This is a genomic window from Fulvivirga ulvae (assembly GCF_021389975.1).
GTDB lineage: Bacteria > Bacteroidota > Bacteroidia > Cytophagales > Cyclobacteriaceae > Fulvivirga > Fulvivirga ulvae.
The window spans coordinates 5,955,821-5,973,250 of record NZ_CP089981.1 but is presented as its reverse complement, the minus strand read 5'-3'; the positions used below and the strand labels follow the sequence as shown (position 1 = coordinate 5,973,250).

The 17,430-nt window shown below is 40.2% G+C and carries 13 protein-coding genes; 9 read left to right on the top strand and 4 right to left on the bottom strand.

Annotated elements, in window-relative coordinates:
- The 3 genes from miaB to LVD17_RS24980 form a co-directional block, all read right to left on the bottom strand.
- A complete protein-coding gene (gene miaB / locus LVD17_RS24990) occupies nucleotides 1-1,464 on the bottom strand; it encodes a tRNA (N6-isopentenyl adenosine(37)-C2)-methylthiotransferase MiaB (RefSeq protein WP_233762509.1) in 1,464 nt (487 codons plus the stop codon).
- A 96-nt stretch (nucleotides 1,465-1,560) separates the two neighbouring features.
- Nucleotides 1,561-2,850, bottom strand: a complete 1,290-nt coding sequence (locus tag LVD17_RS24985; protein ID WP_233762507.1) for an anthranilate synthase component I family protein — start codon at nucleotides 2,848-2,850, stop codon at nucleotides 1,561-1,563.
- A gap of 86 nt (nucleotides 2,851-2,936) precedes the next feature.
- Nucleotides 2,937-3,668: a YceI family protein gene (locus LVD17_RS24980; RefSeq protein WP_233762505.1), complete on the bottom strand. Its 732-nt coding sequence runs from the start codon at nucleotides 3,666-3,668 to the stop codon at nucleotides 2,937-2,939.
- Nucleotides 3,669-3,771: 103 nt separating this feature from the next.
- Here LVD17_RS24980 and LVD17_RS24975 point away from each other — a divergent pair, with 103 nt between their 5' ends.
- Nucleotides 3,772-4,281 carry a gamma carbonic anhydrase family protein gene (locus LVD17_RS24975; RefSeq protein ID WP_233762503.1) on the top strand — a complete coding sequence of 170 codons (510 nt, stop codon included), beginning with the start codon at nucleotides 3,772-3,774 and terminating at the stop codon, nucleotides 4,279-4,281.
- An 81-nt stretch (nucleotides 4,282-4,362) separates the two neighbouring features.
- On the opposite strand, the gene LVD17_RS24970 is transcribed toward LVD17_RS24975, so the two are convergent.
- A complete protein-coding gene (locus LVD17_RS24970; RefSeq protein ID WP_233762500.1) occupies nucleotides 4,363-5,760 on the bottom strand; it encodes a M28 family peptidase in 1,398 nt (465 codons plus the stop codon).
- 192 nt (nucleotides 5,761-5,952) lie between these two features.
- Here LVD17_RS24970 and LVD17_RS24965 point away from each other — a divergent pair, with 192 nt between their 5' ends.
- The 8 genes from LVD17_RS24965 (at nucleotide 5,953) to LVD17_RS24930 (ending at nucleotide 17,387) form a co-directional block, all read left to right on the top strand.
- Entirely contained in the window at nucleotides 5,953-6,306 is a 354-nt protein-coding gene (locus tag LVD17_RS24965; RefSeq protein WP_233762498.1) for a phage holin family protein, read from the top strand.
- Between the two features lie 82 nt (nucleotides 6,307-6,388).
- Nucleotides 6,389-6,955, top strand: coding sequence for a hypothetical protein (locus tag LVD17_RS24960; protein WP_233762496.1), 567 nt, complete (start codon nucleotides 6,389-6,391; stop codon nucleotides 6,953-6,955).
- 4 nt (nucleotides 6,956-6,959) lie between these two features.
- Nucleotides 6,960-7,679 carry a rhomboid family intramembrane serine protease gene (locus LVD17_RS24955; RefSeq protein ID WP_233762494.1) on the top strand — a complete coding sequence of 240 codons (720 nt, stop codon included), beginning with the start codon at nucleotides 6,960-6,962 and terminating at the stop codon, nucleotides 7,677-7,679.
- Between the two features lie 81 nt (nucleotides 7,680-7,760).
- The gene (locus tag LVD17_RS24950; RefSeq protein WP_233762492.1) at nucleotides 7,761-8,390 is read left to right on the top strand and encodes an OmpH/Skp family outer membrane protein; all 630 of its coding nucleotides are present in this window, start codon (nucleotides 7,761-7,763) and stop codon (nucleotides 8,388-8,390) included.
- 231 nt (nucleotides 8,391-8,621) lie between these two features.
- Nucleotides 8,622-11,786 (top strand): HEAT repeat domain-containing protein, encoded by a 3,165-nt coding sequence (locus LVD17_RS24945; RefSeq protein ID WP_233762490.1) that lies wholly within the window; start codon nucleotides 8,622-8,624, stop codon nucleotides 11,784-11,786.
- 140 nt (nucleotides 11,787-11,926) lie between these two features.
- Nucleotides 11,927-15,058: an nSTAND1 domain-containing NTPase gene (locus LVD17_RS24940; protein WP_233762488.1), complete on the top strand. Its 3,132-nt coding sequence runs from the start codon at nucleotides 11,927-11,929 to the stop codon at nucleotides 15,056-15,058.
- A gap of 2 nt (nucleotides 15,059-15,060) precedes the next feature.
- Complete coding sequence (locus tag LVD17_RS24935) at nucleotides 15,061-16,158, top strand: porin family protein (RefSeq protein WP_233762486.1); 1,098 nt, start codon at nucleotides 15,061-15,063, stop codon at nucleotides 16,156-16,158.
- Between the two features lie 5 nt (nucleotides 16,159-16,163).
- Nucleotides 16,164-17,387, top strand: coding sequence for a hypothetical protein (locus tag LVD17_RS24930; protein WP_233762484.1), 1,224 nt, complete (start codon nucleotides 16,164-16,166; stop codon nucleotides 17,385-17,387).
- Nucleotides 17,388-17,430 lie beyond the last annotated feature (43 nt).

The following is a 17,430-nucleotide window of genomic DNA, read 5'->3' as shown; positions in this document are numbered from 1 at the left end:
TCAATCAACAATATTTCCAAATAAAGTGGCAGGAGTGCACCTGTCAACCAATACATTAACGTACTGGCCTTTTTGATAGTGCTTTTTAGGGAATATCACCACTTTGTTTGCAGAATTTCTTCCTTGTAAATCATCATTTGATCTTTTTGAGAAGCCTTCTATCAACACCTTGTGGACTTTGCCAACATCCCTTTGGTTGCGTTCAAGGGAGTATTTCTGTTGCCTGTCAATGATTTCACTTAACCTTCTCTTCTTCACTTCGAGGGGAATATCATCTTCAAACTTTTTAGCAGCCAGCGTACCTGGGCGCTCACTATAGAAGAACATATAGGAGAAATCATACTTCACATAATCCATTAGCGTGAGTGTGTCCTGATGTTCCTCCTCGGTTTCAGTACAAAAACCGGTAATCATATCTGAAGATATACCACAATCTTCACCTATTATCCTTCTGATCGCATCAACACGGTCGATATACCATTCCCGTGTATAGGTCCGGTTCATTATATCCAGTACGCGCGTGTTGCCGCTTTGAGCAGGCAAGTGAATATAGTTACAGATGTTTTCATACTTTTTCATAGTATGAAGTACCTCATCTGTTATGTCTTTAGGGTGTGAAGTTGAGAAGCGGACACGTAAATCCGGATTTACTAGGGCAACCATTTCCAGCAGGTTAGCAAAATTTATAATCTCGCTTACTTCGGATTTTTCAAGCCTTGCCTTATTGTTTACTTCCGGAGACCATTTGTACGAGTCTACGTTTTGTCCCAGAAGTGTTACTTCCCGGTAGCCATTGTTAAAGAGCTCCTGAGCCTCTTTTATAATTGAATAGGGGTCTCTGCTGCGCTCCCTACCACGAGTGAAGGGTACAACGCAAAATGAGCACATATTGTCGCAGCCTCTCATAATAGAGATAAATGCTGTAACCCCATTGGAGTTGAGCCTGACAGGGCTGATATCAGCATATGTTTCTTCTCGTGAAAGAAAAGTATTTACTGCTTTCTGACCTTCATCAACCTGCTTTACAAGACCAGGCAGGTCACGGTAAGCATCAGGGCCCACAACGAGGTCTACTACTTTTTCTTCTTCCAGAAGCTGGCTTTTAAGACGCTCCGCCATACAACCCAGAACCCCGATCATCATTTCAGGGCGATTTTTCTTCACTGTATTAAACTGAGATAGTCGTGCTCTTACTGTTTGTTCGGCTTTTTCCCTGATAGAGCATGTGTTAAGGAATATTACATCTGCTTCATTGAAATTAGAAGTTGTGTCAAACCCTTCTTTTTTCATTATTGAAGACACTATTTCACTGTCTGAAAAGTTCATCTGACATCCATAGCTCTCTATATATAATTTTCGCTCCTTACCGGTATTTTCATCCACTGATACTTTAACAGTCTCACAAGCCTCATGCTGTGCATTATCGTTCGCCAAAATATCTATATCTTCAATCACCTTTTGCATGATGTTCTCCTTTAATTATCGAATTGCAAAGGTAATAATAACCAATAAAAGTGACATTGTGTCAGTAATTATTTTCCTTAAAAATGTAAACCTGTACTATCCCTGACTGCTAAGTGTTTGTATTATGGCTTTTGCTTTTAGCAGGCACTCGTCATACTCCCGCTCAGGATCCGAATCGTAGGTAATGGCACTTCCTACCTGGAATGAAATCTTTTTTGTAACAGCATGGTACAGCAGGCTGCGAATAACTACATTAAAATCAAAATCCCCAGATGGAGTAATGTATCCCATTGCACCGGAGTACAAGCCTCGTTTGGCCTGTTCGTACTGCTCAATGAGCTGCATTACCTTTACCTTAGGGGCACCTGTCATACTTCCCATTGGGAAAGCATTTTTGATGGCATCTATGAAATGAACATCGTTCCTAAGTTCCGAAGTTACCGTAGAGATCATTTGGTGCAACTGTTTGAAAGTGTAAATACCAAACATTTCATCGACCTTAACAGTACCGGTTTTAGAGCTTTTGGCCAGGTCATTTCTTACCAAATCTACAATCATCATGTTTTCTGCCAGTTCTTTTTCATCTGTTCGAAGCTGCTGTTTTATTATTTCATCTTCATAACTGGATGACCCCCGTCTGGCAGTGCCCTTTATGGGTTGTGATATTAACTTTTCTGTCTGCTTTTTAAGGAATCTTTCAGGGCTGGCGCAGATCAGATAGCGGTTCTCAAACTGATGGTATACCGAGAATGGAGTAGGGGATAGGTCCACAAGCTGAAGGTAGGTGGCCAATGGATTTATTTCTCCATCAGAACCTGAAAATTCCATACAGTAGTTGATCTCATAAATGTCCCCTTCAATTATGTGATTTTTAAGCTTATTGACCGTTTTAATATACTCATCCCTTGAGGTATTCTGTTTTAATACGGGCTCTTTAAATTTAGCCGGCTTTTTACTTTCAGTATAGTAAATCTCCTCCATAAGCCTGTCGGGAGCAATGTTACTTTCTATGTAGAGGCTGCTACCTTTAAAAAAAAGAATATGTTCAGGAATATAAAAATATATATCAGGGAAGCCCATATGATCCGGATTGTTGGATTGCAGGACTTCCGTTTGATTTTTAAGATCATAGGCCAAATACCCGATCATCCAGTCAGGCCGTGTTTTATAATGTTGCTTTAATTCTTCAAAACTGTTTTTATGGCCAAAGCTGATAATCCTTTGAGCACCTACGGTAAGCATGTTATCGAATGGGCCGTATGGATATTTCAAAATATTGTTGTTATTGAAGTAAGTACAGTGACTGAAAGATGATGCCCAGACCAAAGCATTTTTCCTGAAAGTCTCCGGGTTTTCCAGAACGTATCTAAATGAGTGTTTTCTCAACTGCAGCGTGTTTTTGGCAAAAGTAAATAAAAAGAGGGACTGCTTATAAAACAGTCCCTCCGTATGTGTTTGTCAGGGATTTATGACTAATTGCCGGCCACAATATCAAAGCCAACATTAACTGTATTATAGATGAACTTATCTTTTGCTTTATCCACTACATCAGCTTCGTTATTGTATTGGAGTCCCCAAAGAGTCCTGTCAATGTTAAATTTGGCTTTGGCAGTAACCTTGTCACCCTGAACCTGCACGTTGGCCGGAAAGGATATACTCAAGCTCTTACCACGCATAGTTAAGTTTCCTGTCACTTTATGCGTAGGTGAAGCTACCATATGTTCTTTAGCCGATGCAGGTTTGTATTGAGTATCAAATTCTTCTTTTACTTTTACAGAATCCTCTTTGCTGTAAGGTTTAACCGATGTAATCACAAACTCAGCGGTAGGGTGGTTTTGGGTGTCAAAAAAATCTTCCGACTTTAGGTGACCAACCAACTTACCGTGGCTGTCAGCATCTTCTTTCAAGTCCTCATTGTCTATTTCGGCTACATTAATAACAATAGTTCCGCCAACAACCTGATTATCTTCTACGGCAATGTCTCCAGAGGCAATTGGTATTATTCCATTATGCTTACCGGTGGGTTTGCTTCCGATCCAGGTTATTTTACTTTCTTCCTTATTGATGCTGAAAGACTCAGAGGTGCCTACCTCTGTAACTTCCTTAGCTTCGGAGACCTCGGCATCAGTTCCTTCTTTCTGTTGGCCGCATGCCGCCGCGATAATAACGAAGGCTGCAAAACCCAAAAAATTCAAATTCTTCATGTGTCTTCTTTTTAGTTGGTTTAAATTGCTAGCTATAAAGTATACTTAGCATAACAAATTTATAAATTATAGCGATAACTAATATTGTTCAAACATTAAAAATATGGCACTAATAAAGGAAATTAAAGGAGTAGCACCAAAATTTGGCGAAAAATGTTTTCTGGCAGAGAATGCAACGGTGGTCGGAGATGTGACCATGGGAGATAATTGTACCGTATGGTTTAATGCAGTGGTAAGGGGTGATGTTCATTCGATTACTATTGGTAACGATACCAATATTCAGGATGGGGCAATCATACACTGCACCTACCAAAAAGCCAAAACGGTGATCGGGAGCAAGGTGTCAATTGCTCATAATGCCATAGTTCATGGCTGTACCATCCATGATAATGTGCTGGTAGGGATGGGTGCAATTATTATGGATGATGCAGTGGTTCATAGCGGGGCTGTCATTGCAGCAGGGGCCATTATTTTACCCGGTACGGTGGTGGAAGCAAATTCTATTTATGCGGGCGTACCTGCAAAAAAAGTTAAAGATACCGGCCCGGAAATGCTTGAGGTGATCCAAAGAACCGCCAGAAATTACCCTATGTATGCCCAATGGTATGATTGACGCAGCACAGAGTTGAATATATTACCATCGAGTGTAGATATTAATTAATACCCTTATTCCAATGTTTGCCGGTTGAAGATACTACGGCTGTTCACGTACCGGTGCCGGAAATACCGGAAGACTTAGGGCGCCTTTTTCCCCGACAGACTGTACTGCAAAGAAAAAGTTATCCTTTGAATGCGGAATAGTCGCGGTGGTATCACTAACAAATATTTTCTTTTCCCACAGAGGCTGATAGGTTTCCCTGATCAGTATGTTATAGCCTTTGGGAGCTTTACCTTTATTTGGGGCACTCCAAACAAGGGTAGTAGTGTTGCCCAGGTCAACCTGTAATCCCACGTTTTCAGGTTCATATGGAGCCAGGGCAAGACTGGCAAGTGCCGCAAGGTTTATCCGGGCGATTTGAGCTGCGTACTCATAATTTACGTACTGCGGAAGGTCGCCATACTGCTGGTTGTTTTCGGTGCGTACATCCTGATGTTGATAATAGTAGTTTTCATTCATCTCGCAAAACCTTATGGCAGCAAACCCACTTTTGCTGAACGGAAGATGGTCGCCGCCACGAAGGTATCTGTCCATTCTATAGTTAAGTGTCACATTGAAATTATCAACATAATACTCGCCGGTCTCCTTAATATATCTTGCCAGTTGCCTGGAGCGGCTGTCGTTTTCAGAACCCGAGTACTTTCTTAGTTTTTCCATTTCTTCAGTTTCATATACAGGTATAGTTTCACTGAATACCCTTACAGAAGAGTCATTCTTTAGTTCTGTTTCGCTGGAGAAGGTGTTTCCCACCATGTCATTGTTAAACATGGCCACTACATTAGCACTATCACTTCTTAGCTTTTCTGCCAGGTGGGCTGCACCAAGCAACCCCTGCTCTTCACCCTGCACGGCAAGAAATATGATAGTAGATGGAAACTCGGTGGCAGACATTACGCGTGCAAGCTCCATAACCAAAGCCACGCCGGAAGCATCGTCATTAGCACCTGGGGCAGCTGAGATACTATCCATTACATCGGATACACGACTATCGAGGTGACCGCTAATAACAAAGATTCGATCGTCATCAGCATCTGAACCTTTCAGTGTGGCCATTACATTTTTCATTTCTACTTCATAGGGTATTCTACGTCCGGGCGGTACAATAAACGGATCCAGTCTGACTAGCATCCTGCCGTTGCTATGGTCTGCATACCTGTCAAATTGGCTCTTGACCCACCTTCTGGCGGCACCTATTCCAAACGAATCACTTTTTGTTTCACTTAGCGAATGCCGGGTACCAAAACTAACCAGCTTTCGAACAGTGGCCTCGATACTGTCAGCGGATACGTTATCGAGCATGTTGGCTATTATTTCACTTTTTGCAGCGATTTTATCTGTTTTAATACTGTTATCAGCAGGTGCTTTTGAGCTTTGCTGGCAAGCTGTAAACACTGATAGAAATAATATGGCCGCGGTTAGGTTGAGGATATTCATTTCAAAGATTACTTTGTTTAGAGAATGGACGTTGAATATGGTGTTTTTTTATTAATTCTCAAAAGGGCTTGTTGTATGATGCCCTACAAAGCCGTGAATATATTTTTAAATGACAGCGAGAGTATATGAATAAACTTTCTGATTTATTTATCTTAATAGCAGTTTTGTATTTAACCTTCAAACTGTATTAGAATGAACTTTCTAGCCAGACTGTTTTTGTCAGCCATTGCCGTACTCCTTACAGACTATCTGCTTGATGGGGTGGAAGTGGATGGTTTTATCGTGGCTCTTATCGTGGCTGTTGTTTTGGCCATACTCAATGCTATTGTTAAGCCTGTCTTGATTATACTTACTATACCCATCACAATAGTTACATTAGGAATTTTTCTTCTGGTTATCAATGCCGTTATTATTTTGCTGGCTGATGCCGTTATTCCTGGTTTTGAAGTAGATGGATTTTGGTGGGCATTATTGTTTGGCATTATTATGTCCATAATTAATTACCTTTTTTCAGGGAATGATAAAAAAAGGAAGAACAATAGATAATAATCACGTGTTTAAAGCTTGTTAATAAAATGAATTTGGAGTATATTAAATATCCAATTTATTGAATTTTAAATCATTAGTTATGACTGCTGTTAATAAAGGATTCGACCCGCAGCTAGTACAGGAGTACCGGGAAAAAATGAAAAAGAAAAGCCGGAATTATATGATTGTAGAATCAGAAGATAAATCTGATGACTATGTTAATTTTTACTTCATAGGAATGTACGAAGGTAAGGAGGTGATCTATGATGCGGTCATATTTACTTTACGGTTGCACCACAATAGCGAACTCTATGAAATAGCCGAGCATAGGGCAGCGCAGCATTTTCCTGAATACAAGCAAATTAAGTATGAGGAGGATGAAAATGGAGATTTGGCCGCTCTGGATGACCTTGAAGAAGAAATAGGTCTTTACATGGCAGAAGTAATAATGGAACTTGAAGAAGAAGGCGAAGTAAAGGTTAAAGAACATGTTGAAATTGACCTTCATATCGATTTTGGCATTGGCCTGGATGTTGCCTTGAACGTTGATAAAATCACCCCTGAGGTAATCTCTCGTTTCGTCAAAGATTATAATGAAGACACCTTGGAACTAGATGAGACATTATACAGTTTTCAACTAGAAGAAGAGAATGAGAAAGTAATATAAAACTATGCGTGAGGGTATCAAATTACGAAGGAGTATTTACTATACTCTGGCTTTTGTAGCCCTCATATGGGGAATTAAGATTGTTGAATTCATATTTGATTATAGTTTTGGTGAATTCGGGATTTTACCCAGAACATTGAGTGGCTCTGTTGGGATTTTTACTGCCCCGTTGATTCACGGCGATATCTATCACCTGCTCTCCAACACACTTCCAATAACAATTCTTGGTGTAGGCCTATTTTACTTTTATGACAGAATTGCAGTTTGGGTAGTACTTTTAATTTACTTGATCACCGGTTTTTGGGTGTGGATTGCTGCGCGTGATGCATACCATATAGGAGCCAGCGGTGTAGTCTACGGTTTGCTTACCTTTCTGTTGTTCAGCGGGTTTTTCAGGCGTGATTCCAGCACCCTTGCCATCTCATTTATAGTATTGTTCCTTTATGGAGGTACTTTTCTCACGGGTATGATACCCGAAGATACCGGGATTTCCTGGGAGTCGCACCTTATGGGAGCTATTGCCGGGATTTTTTGCGCAATATATTTTAGAAACTATCGAATGGGTGATCTTGCGAAACTTGAACCCGAAGAAGACCAGCCCGCTGATAATCACCGTAGCCAATTTACTTATTACTATAAGCCAAAGCCCGTTGAACCACATGATGAGGCCCCAAAAGATCAACACTACATTATAAAATATCCTCTTGATCAGGAAAATAAATAAAGGGCATCTTTAAAATTGTTTGGTAATTCTGTGGAATCTTTATTTTCTTTGCCACCATTTTAAATCTAAAAAACTATTAAAGTGAAAAATTTATCCTTAGTACTCAATATCATATTGTTGGTAGCAGTAGGTGTATTATTCTACCTTCATTTTTCCGGTAAAAAAAGTGAGCCCGAACAAGAGCCTGGTATGATAGAGTCTGCAGAATATTCGGTTGCATATATTAACGCGGATTCAGTACTCAGCAACTATGATTTCTTTAAGGAAATGCAGGAAAAACTTCAGGAAAAAGGCCAAAAGCTTGAAGATGAATATAAGAGCAGAGCTCAGGGGCTTCAAAAAGAAGTAAATGATTACCAAAGAAATGTGAATAACCTTACTATCGGTCAGGCAAAAGCAGTTGAAGAAAACCTGATGAAGAAGCAACAGAACCTTAGAATGTATCAGGAGAGCCTTTCCCAGGATCTGATCAAAGAAGAGTCTAAAATCAATCAGGAGCTTTATGAGAAAATAACTTCATTCCTTAATGATTATAGCCAAAACCATGGCCTGCAAATGGTGGTTAAGTACAATCAGGGGAGTGATGTTTTATATGCGTCCGACAGCATGAATATTACCAATGCGGTAATCAGCGGACTCAACGATGCATACAAAAAAGAAAAGGAAGTAGTAACAGATAAAACAAATACTGATACCACCGCCGTAAATTAAAACTCAATTCAATAATTGTTTGAAAGCAGCTCCTTCGGAGTTGCTTTTTTTATTACTATGAAGTTCAATCGATTACCTGCGAACTATAGAGTTTAAACACTTAAACCATCGAGATTTTAGATATTCCTGAAAAAATACATTTAAATACGACTGAAATAGTTGTAATTTACTAGGGGTATGTATAACTTTTCGTGATAAACTGACCCGAATAAGTATTTTTTAATTTTAAGGATGTTCAAAGCCTTATTTTTAGCCTTAAATGTGAGGCCCGACGAAGAAAATCAAGTGTTGCTGCTTTTAGGCAAGGGCTTCTTTATGGGGATTTTTTTGGCAACTTATCAGGTAAGTGCTGAAACATTGTTTCTGAACCGGCTCGAAGAGTATCTCAAAGAGGCTATAATGGTATCCGGGTTTTTAGGAGTTATTATCACGTTCCTTTTTGCTGCACTTCAGACGCGGATATCCTTTGCAAAGCTGGCACTGGGTAATCTTATAGGGGTTTTTCTTTTTACAGCCTGTATTTTTGCATCCTTTAAACTTTCCGACCCGTCCTGGCAGGACTACCTGATATTTCTGATGTTTGCCATGATTGGGCCGATTCTGGCAGTTTCTTTATTGGGTTTCTGGGGCATATTTGGCCGGATGTTTGATTTGAGGCAGTCAAAAAGGATCATTGGGGGTATTGATATAGGACAGCTTTCTGCGGCAATTCTGACATCATTTGCTATTCCATTTTTAGAATCCTTCATTCCCAATACCTCCAACTACTTATTGATTAGTGGGGTAAGCATTTTGATTTCATTAGGCTTTCTTGCAGCCATTACTCTGAAGTATGATCTGAAAAAAGCTGAAATTTCGACCAGTAAAAGTGAACAGACAGGAACAGGCTTTAGAAATCTTGCCAAAGATAAATATGTACGACTTTTATCCACGTTCCTTCTTTTTTCGATGGTGGCTTTCACCTTTGTGCAATACTCCTTTCAAAATGTGGTAGCCCAGCAGTACCCTGATGAAAATGAGTTAAGGAATTTTCTAGCCATTTTCAATGGCTCCATCCTTATTCTCGGCTTGTTGCTACAGACTTTTGTGAATGACCGCATCATAGGAGAATATGGTCTGAAGATTTCACTGGTCATATTGCCGGTCATACTGGCTTTGTTTACAATAGGAGCGATTATAGCTGGAAGCGTATTTGGTTATACCATTGATGCAGGCACATCTTTTATATGGTTTTTCCTGTTTATTGCCTTAAGCAGGCTTTTTAATTTCTCGTTACGTGATTCTCTTGAAAATCCCACCTTTAAGCTGTATTTCATGCCACTTGACAACCGTATCCGTTTTGACATTCAGGCAAAAGTGGAGGGTGTGGTAAATGAAGCTTCCAGATTTATTGCAGGTGTAGTTATTATCGGGCTCTCTCTTCTTTCATATTTTGAACTTATTCATTACTCTTACGCCCTTGTATTTATCCTGGTAGGGTACTTTTTACTCATTGGTAAGCTCTACAATGAGTATAGAAACCGGATCAAACTCAAGCTTCAGGACCAACAGATGTCAAGTGAAGAACTACCACTTACCCCTACAGAAAAGTTGCTAACCCGTTTACAAAAGGCCCTAAAGGATATACAGACCAATAAAGTTATATTCTCTTTTAAATTGCTTGAAAAAGTAGAACCACAGTTATTGCCTGCTCATATCAATACGCTAATGGGGCATAACTCAGGCGATATCCGGGATTTTGCTCAATTAAAAATGAATGAACTGAAGGGTTTGTCTGTTTCGGATCGTTATGTTATTAGCCTGAATAAGGAAAGTGAAGCGGATGGAAAACATATGGTGAGCGGCAATGATATCATGGATCTTTTTAAATCAGGTGATATATCCAAGAACAGGTTAAACAAACTCTGCAAATCTGAACGGGGAGAGGATCGTCAATATGCCGCCGAACTTCTGAGCAATACTACCGATGAGGAGAGTACCTCTTTCCTGATCGAATTGCTACACGATATTGATGCCAAGGTCAGGAATACAGCTATTAAGACTGCCCAGAAGAAATATAACCACGAGGTGCTGAACGCCCTCATTGAAAATCTGAGCAACGCGGCTTATAGTGTACAGGCGGCAAATGCACTTACCCTCATTGGATTAAATACGCTTACAGCTCTTGATAGCGCTTTCTATAAGTCCGGCCAGAGTACAGCGGCTATGGTAAAGATCATTAAAATCATCGGACGTATTGGTGGAGATAAGGCCCTGGAGGTATTGTGGCATAAGATTGATTACCCTGATAAAGTTATTGTTTCGCAGGTTTTGCTGGCTCTTGGTACCAGTGGGTTTAAAGCCAGCGTAACACAGATACCACGTATAAAATATGCTATAGAGTCCGATATTGAAGACATAGCCTGGAATATTGGAGCTATAAATGAGATTAGCACTGATTTCTTTGGCAAAGAAATCAAAAAAGCTCTTGAGGAAGAAATTGAATATGATATTGACCATATTTATATGCTGCTGTCTATGCTTTATGACAGCAAGTCTATACAGCTGGTTAAGGAGAATATTGAAAGCAGGACCAATGAAGGAGTAACCTATGCCATTGAGCTTCTGGATGTTTTTCTATCAGAAGACCTCAAGCAAAGGATCATACCAGTACTGGACGATCTTTCTTATCAGGAAAAAGCTAAAAAACTGGAGGTGTTTTTCCCGAGAGAACGAATAGACTCAACACTCGTGCTTAAATTTTTGCTGAACCGTGACTTTTCTCAAACTAATAGATGGACTAAGGCTTGCATCCTTTACCAGATAGGATTGATGAAGATATCCGAGTTTAGTTTTGACCTGATCGCTAACTTATTTAATCCAGACCGGATGGTAAGACAAATGGCGGCCTGGGCTCTTCATGAGATAGATCCTGAAGGCTATAAAGAACATGTGAAACGTCTAAAAGAACCTGTCAGGAAAGAACTTGATGAGCTGATTCTGAAACAGCCAAACAGAAGTTACAACTGGCGTTCAATGAAATTTGAAAAGGTGATCTTCTTAAAACAAATCGATGTTTTTGACGGAGTGTTTGGACTTGTTATTTCGGGAGTGGTTGATATTATTGAGGAGGTTCTGTTAAAAGAGGGTGAGTCCCTTTCTGTGGATGAACATTATAATGACAATTTTTATATAGTATATAAAGGCTCTGTAAACATATATGAAAATGGAGCAATTAAAGGAGGAACGAAAGAAGGTGAATTTATAGGGGAACTAATAACCTCGCAAAGGTATTTAAAGTCTAACCTGATAGTCGCCGTTAGAGAAACTATTCTGTTTAAAGTGAAGAAAGACGATTTTTATGAATTACTTTCTGATAATGTAAGTCTGGCCCATAAAATGGTGCAGTATGTTTAATTGCGGTGCTTTACTGCAAAAAAAATGTTTTTTTTTGTATTTTAATGGTCAAACGTTTTATATTAAGTATTTTATACCTTTTTAGTTTCTCAGTTAGCCTTCTGATACATATTTTTTAGACTATACCAGGGCACAATATAATGCTAAATTACGACATACAAATGGGAGAGCATGACCGTGAGTCAGAGGTATTTGACAACCACGGGAATATCATGTTAAGAAACCCATTTCCAGGATTAAGACCATTTAGCATAGATGAGTGCCACCTTTTCTTTGGCAGGGAAGGGCAAGTAGATGAAGTTTTGGTTAAGCTGGCCTCCACCCGTTTTATAACTGTAATGGGCTATTCCGGTAGTGGAAAATCTTCATTGATGTATTGCGGGCTGGTACCCATTTTGTATGGAGGATTTATGACCGATGCAGGATCCAGCTGGAAGGTGCTGGTGTCCCGGCCTGGGACATCACCAATTGAAAATTTGGCTGATTCAATCCTTAAAGAATCAACAGATTTTGAAGATCAGTCGGAAGAAGATAAGCAGTTAAATAAAACTATTATATCAGCCCTGCTCAAGAGTGATTCGGAAGGACTGGTAAAAGCCATTGACAAGCTCCATGACCATAGCGGTCAAAATACGTTGATTCTTATAGACCAGTTTGAAGAGCTTTTTCGCTATCGGAATGAGAGAGGCAAGGGTACTCCCGAGGAGGCCAAAATCTATGTAAACTTACTTCTGGAAGCCTGCAAAAGTGCGAAGTCATCCATTTACCTGGCCATCACCATGCGTTCGGATTATGTGGGAGATTGCTCTCAGTTTCCGGGACTTACCCAAATGATCAACCAAAGCAATTATCTGGTCCCTCAGATGACCCGCGATCAAAAAAGGATGGCCATAGAAGGACCTGTTGCAGTGGGTGGAGGTACTATAGCTGACCGGTTGGTGAAAAGACTGCTGAATGAAGTTGGTGAAAATCAGGATCAGCTTCCCATATTACAGCATGCCCTTATGCGTACCTGGGATTACTGGATTCGTACCCGGGAAGAAAAGGAACCCATGGATATCCGGCATTATAATGCCGTAGGCAAAATGTCGGAAGCTTTGTCGCAACATGCAAATGAAGCCTATGATGAGCTGTCGTCCAGGGAAAAGGAAATTGCAGAAACTTTATTTAAATCACTGACTCAGCGCACCAATGATAGCTTTGGCATGAGACGTCCGGTACGCTTAGGCCTGGTAGCAGAGTTGGCCGGTGTAACCGACAATGATGTTATTGAAGTGGTTGATAAATTCAGGCAGCCAGGAAGGTCTTTTTTGATGCCTCCTCACAATGTAAAGCTTAATGCAGATTCTATTATAGAGATCTCACATGAGAGCTTGATGAGGATATGGATCAGGCTAAAAACATGGGTTGATGAAGAATATGAGTCTGCACAAATGTACCGACGTTTATCAGAGGCGGCTGCCATGTATCAGATAGGGCGCACCGGACTCTGGAGACCACCGGATCTCCAGCTGGCACTCAACTGGCAGAAAAAGCAGCGCCCTACAAGAGCCTGGGCTCAGCGATATGACGAAACTTTTGAAAGAGCAATTGTATTTCTGGATACCAGCCGGATTACTTATGAGGCTGAACAAAAGAACCAGGAAATGCTTCAAAGGCGTTTATTGAAACGTGCTAAAATAGTTGCGGTTGTCTTGGGAATAGCCACGGTCATTTCAGTCCTGTTCTTCGTTTTTGCTGTTACCAGGAATATTGAAGCTAATAAACAAAGAGAATTTGCTGAAGAGCAAAAATTAAAGGCTCAGGAAGAAAGAGATCGGGCGTACATCAGTGAGGCAGAAGCTAAGAAGCAAAGAGCAAGAGCTGAGCGTGAAGAACAAAATGCGCGTGAACAGGCAGAAAAAGCCAGACAGGCATTGATTATTGCACAGCAACAGCGTAACCTCGCCCAGGAACAATCCAGAATTGCTCAGGAACAGCGCAACATTGCCGATAATGAAAAACTAATAGCCCAAAGTGCGCGTGAGGAGGCGGAAAAGGAATATCAACGTGCTGAAAGAAACTATACCCGTGCACAAAAACTGTTATTTCAGTCCGTGGCCCAATCTATGGCCGTAAAGTCACTGAGTATTGAAGATAATGACCTCAAAGGACTATTGGCTCAGCAGGCCTATACTTTTAATAAAAATTATGAGGGCAGAACCTACGATCCCTATATCTATAACGGATTATATTCAGCATTAGCTCAAATAAAAGGAAAGGCATTTAATACTATATCGGGGGCCCATAGAAACTCGATAAGGTCAGTGGTGTTTGAAAACAGAGGGAACACCTTTTATAGCACCGGTACCGAAGGTAAAATTGTCGTCGCGTCACTGAACGCCCCTTCAAACACGAAAACTATAGCTTCGAATCCCTATCCAAACAGGGTTTTAGCGATTAGTCCTGATGATAAATGGCTTGCAAATGGGAGTGATTCCTCTGCAATAAAGGTCTTCGACCTCAAAAATCCCGATACTCCGGGCAGGCTGATTACCGGACATACCAGTTATATTAATGACCTTGAATTTTTACCAGGCCAAAATGTATTTATTTCTGCCGGCGGTGATCGCCAGTTACGAAGGAATGATATCGTCACCATGACAAGTGCGCCAATAAAAAGCACTGCCGAACAATTTAAAACTATAGCAGTGAGCAGAAATGGTCAATGGCTTGCAGGAGGCACCCTAAGCGGTAAAGCCGTATTGATCAACCTGGACAACCTTTCTGAAAAGATATTGATCGATCAATCCGGTACTCCCGTACATGCTTTGGCATTCAGTCCGGATAGCAGGTTTTTGGCCATTGGAGATGAACAGGGAGTTGTAAAGATATGGGATATGGCACAAAGTAAAATTGACCATGAATTTACAGGTCAAAAAGGAAGAATAAGCGACCTGGAATACAGCCATGACGGCAGGCTACTGGCATCTGCCAGTTTGGATCAAACCATTCAAATGTGGGTGACCGGCGAAATTGATGAGCTGCCAATTAAAATGACAGATAATGATGCTTATGTATGGGATATTGCCTTTAGCCCGGATTCTGATTACCTTATTGCAGCATGTGGGGATGGAGACCTGAGGATATGGCCGACCAAACCTCAGCTGATGGCTGAAAAAATGTGCAATGAACTCTCCAGAAATATGAATGAGGATGAGTGGAAAACCTATGTAGGAAATGATATCGGTTTTCAAAATACATGTATAAACCTTTTACTCAATAATTATTAAGGATGCGAAGGAAGGTTTTATTTATAATATATCTTATGTGTGTGCTGGTAGCGACTGACCAATCAATTTATGGTCAATCCTGCGGAGAAACGTTAAATATTGCCAGAGAAAGGTTTAATTCAGGGCATCTATATGAAATACCTGCTATTCTGAAACCATGTTTGGATAACGGTTTTAACAAAGATCAAAGAATAGAAGCCTACTGGTTGCTCACTAGAACATACCTTTTTATAGATGATCCAATTAGTGCCGAAGACAGCTACCTTAAATTGCTTAGGCAAGATCCTGAGTATATTATCGATCCTGAGCGTGATCCCATAGATGTAGTTTATCTGAGTAAGAAGTTTAAGACCACGCCCATTTTTGTGCTTTATGCAAAGATAGGCTTAAATCATAGTTCGGTAGATGTTATCCATAATTATGGTGTAGACAATACCTTAAATAGTGCCGAAAGTTACAAAGGAAAGCTTGGCTTTCAGTTTGGAGGAGGAGGAGAAGTAAATGCAAGTGATAATATCAGCTTTGGACTTGAGCTCAATTTTTTTCAAAGAAGCTATAGCTACAGCAATACACTATTCAATACTGATAATCAGACTTTTCAGGAAAATCAAACGGGTATTGATATCCCCCTTTTTCTAAAATACCGGTGGGATTTCGTTAAAATAAGGCCATATGTATATGCCGGATTTGGTTTTAGCTACCTGCTCAGCTCAAAAGCTACTGTTAAACTGATCGATAGGGTGGGATCGGGAGCGGAGGATTTGACTGAAATCCCAGTCACCGGTCCGGAAGTAGATTTAAAATCAATCCGCAATAATTTTAATCACTTTGCTCATTTGGGAGCCGGAGTCAATTACAGGCTAGGGTATAACTACCTTGTAGTAGATATAAGGTATATAGCAGGTATGTCAAATATTATAAACGAGGAAGAGCAATATTCTAATTCCACCCTTTTATATAAATATGGTTTTGTTGATGATGATAAGCGGTTAAACAATTTTTCACTGTCAGTAGGGTTTGTAAAGCCACTTTATAAAGCAAGGAAAATAAAAAAGACATCAGTTAAAGGGCTCTTTTCAGGATTTTTTAAAAAAGATTGAGTTAAATGCGAATTTTAGTCACTTTATTGTCCTTAAGCCTCCTTTTAGGTTGCGATACGGAGAGCAACATAGATCCGCGATTCGAGGATTACTTTGTGAAATATTATGGAGAAGAAGGTAATCAGACAGGGGTTGATATAAAGGTGTTAAGTGACGGTTTTGTAATCCTGGGTAATAGCACATCGGCCGATGGAGATCAGGATATAATATTAATTAAGGTAGATAACCTTGGTAACCAGCAGTGGATAAATAGCTTTGGTGGTAATAGCAGCGAATCTGCTGCCGCCATGGAAATAGATGCCAGTGGTAACATTATTATAGCCGCAACTGTAAGTACTACACCTGCAGATCAGGATGTAATGATTTTAAAAGTAGATCCGGATGGTGTACAAATAGATAGTGCAATATTTGGAAGCTTAGGTGAACATGATGTGGCCAATGATATTTTAATAACTCAAAATGGTGATTATGTTCTTACAGGTTATACTACCAATGTGGATACTTCAAAGCCCGGATATTTGGAAAGTACTGATTTACAAGATATTCTTTCAGTTCGGACCACTTCAGATTTAGTACAACTACCTCCTGCCGCATGGCGTCGGATTTATGGTTTTCCAGGTGTGGATAGTGGAGTAGGTTTGATGCAAAAGCCTGATGGTTCATTTCTATTCTTCGGGACTACTAATAAACCACCCACAATAAATTCTCAGCAAGCGGGCTTTAATATGTTTTTATTTCCGGCTGCCGCTGATGGTATTGCACTTTCAACTGCAGAATTACAACTTTTTGGAACGCTCTCAAATGAGACAGCTTCTAAAATTATACAAACGGATGAAGGTGGCTACATAATGCTCGGCACCAGTACTTCTTCCGGACTTAATCAGCTCTATATGGCCAGGGTTAGAAGCAATAATGATTTCGTGAGTGCCGGAACCATAGGTGTCGATGGTAATGTTGAAGGGGCTTCAATTGCTGAAGCTAGCGATGGTGGCTTTTTAGTGTTGGGAGAAATATTGGAAAATAATAACACCAACATTGCACTTTCCCGGATTGCCTCCAACGGATCGATTAGATGGAGACAGACATTTGGGGGTATAGATAATGATATGCCAGGCACTGTCATAGAGCTTGAAAATGGAGAAATATTGTTCGTAGGAACAGTAACACTTGAAAGTCAATCCAAGATATGTTTAATAAAAGCCACCAATAGCGGTGAGTTAAAACCATGATATCATTAAGTAAAGGTTACTTAATGATGTTTTTTGAGATTAA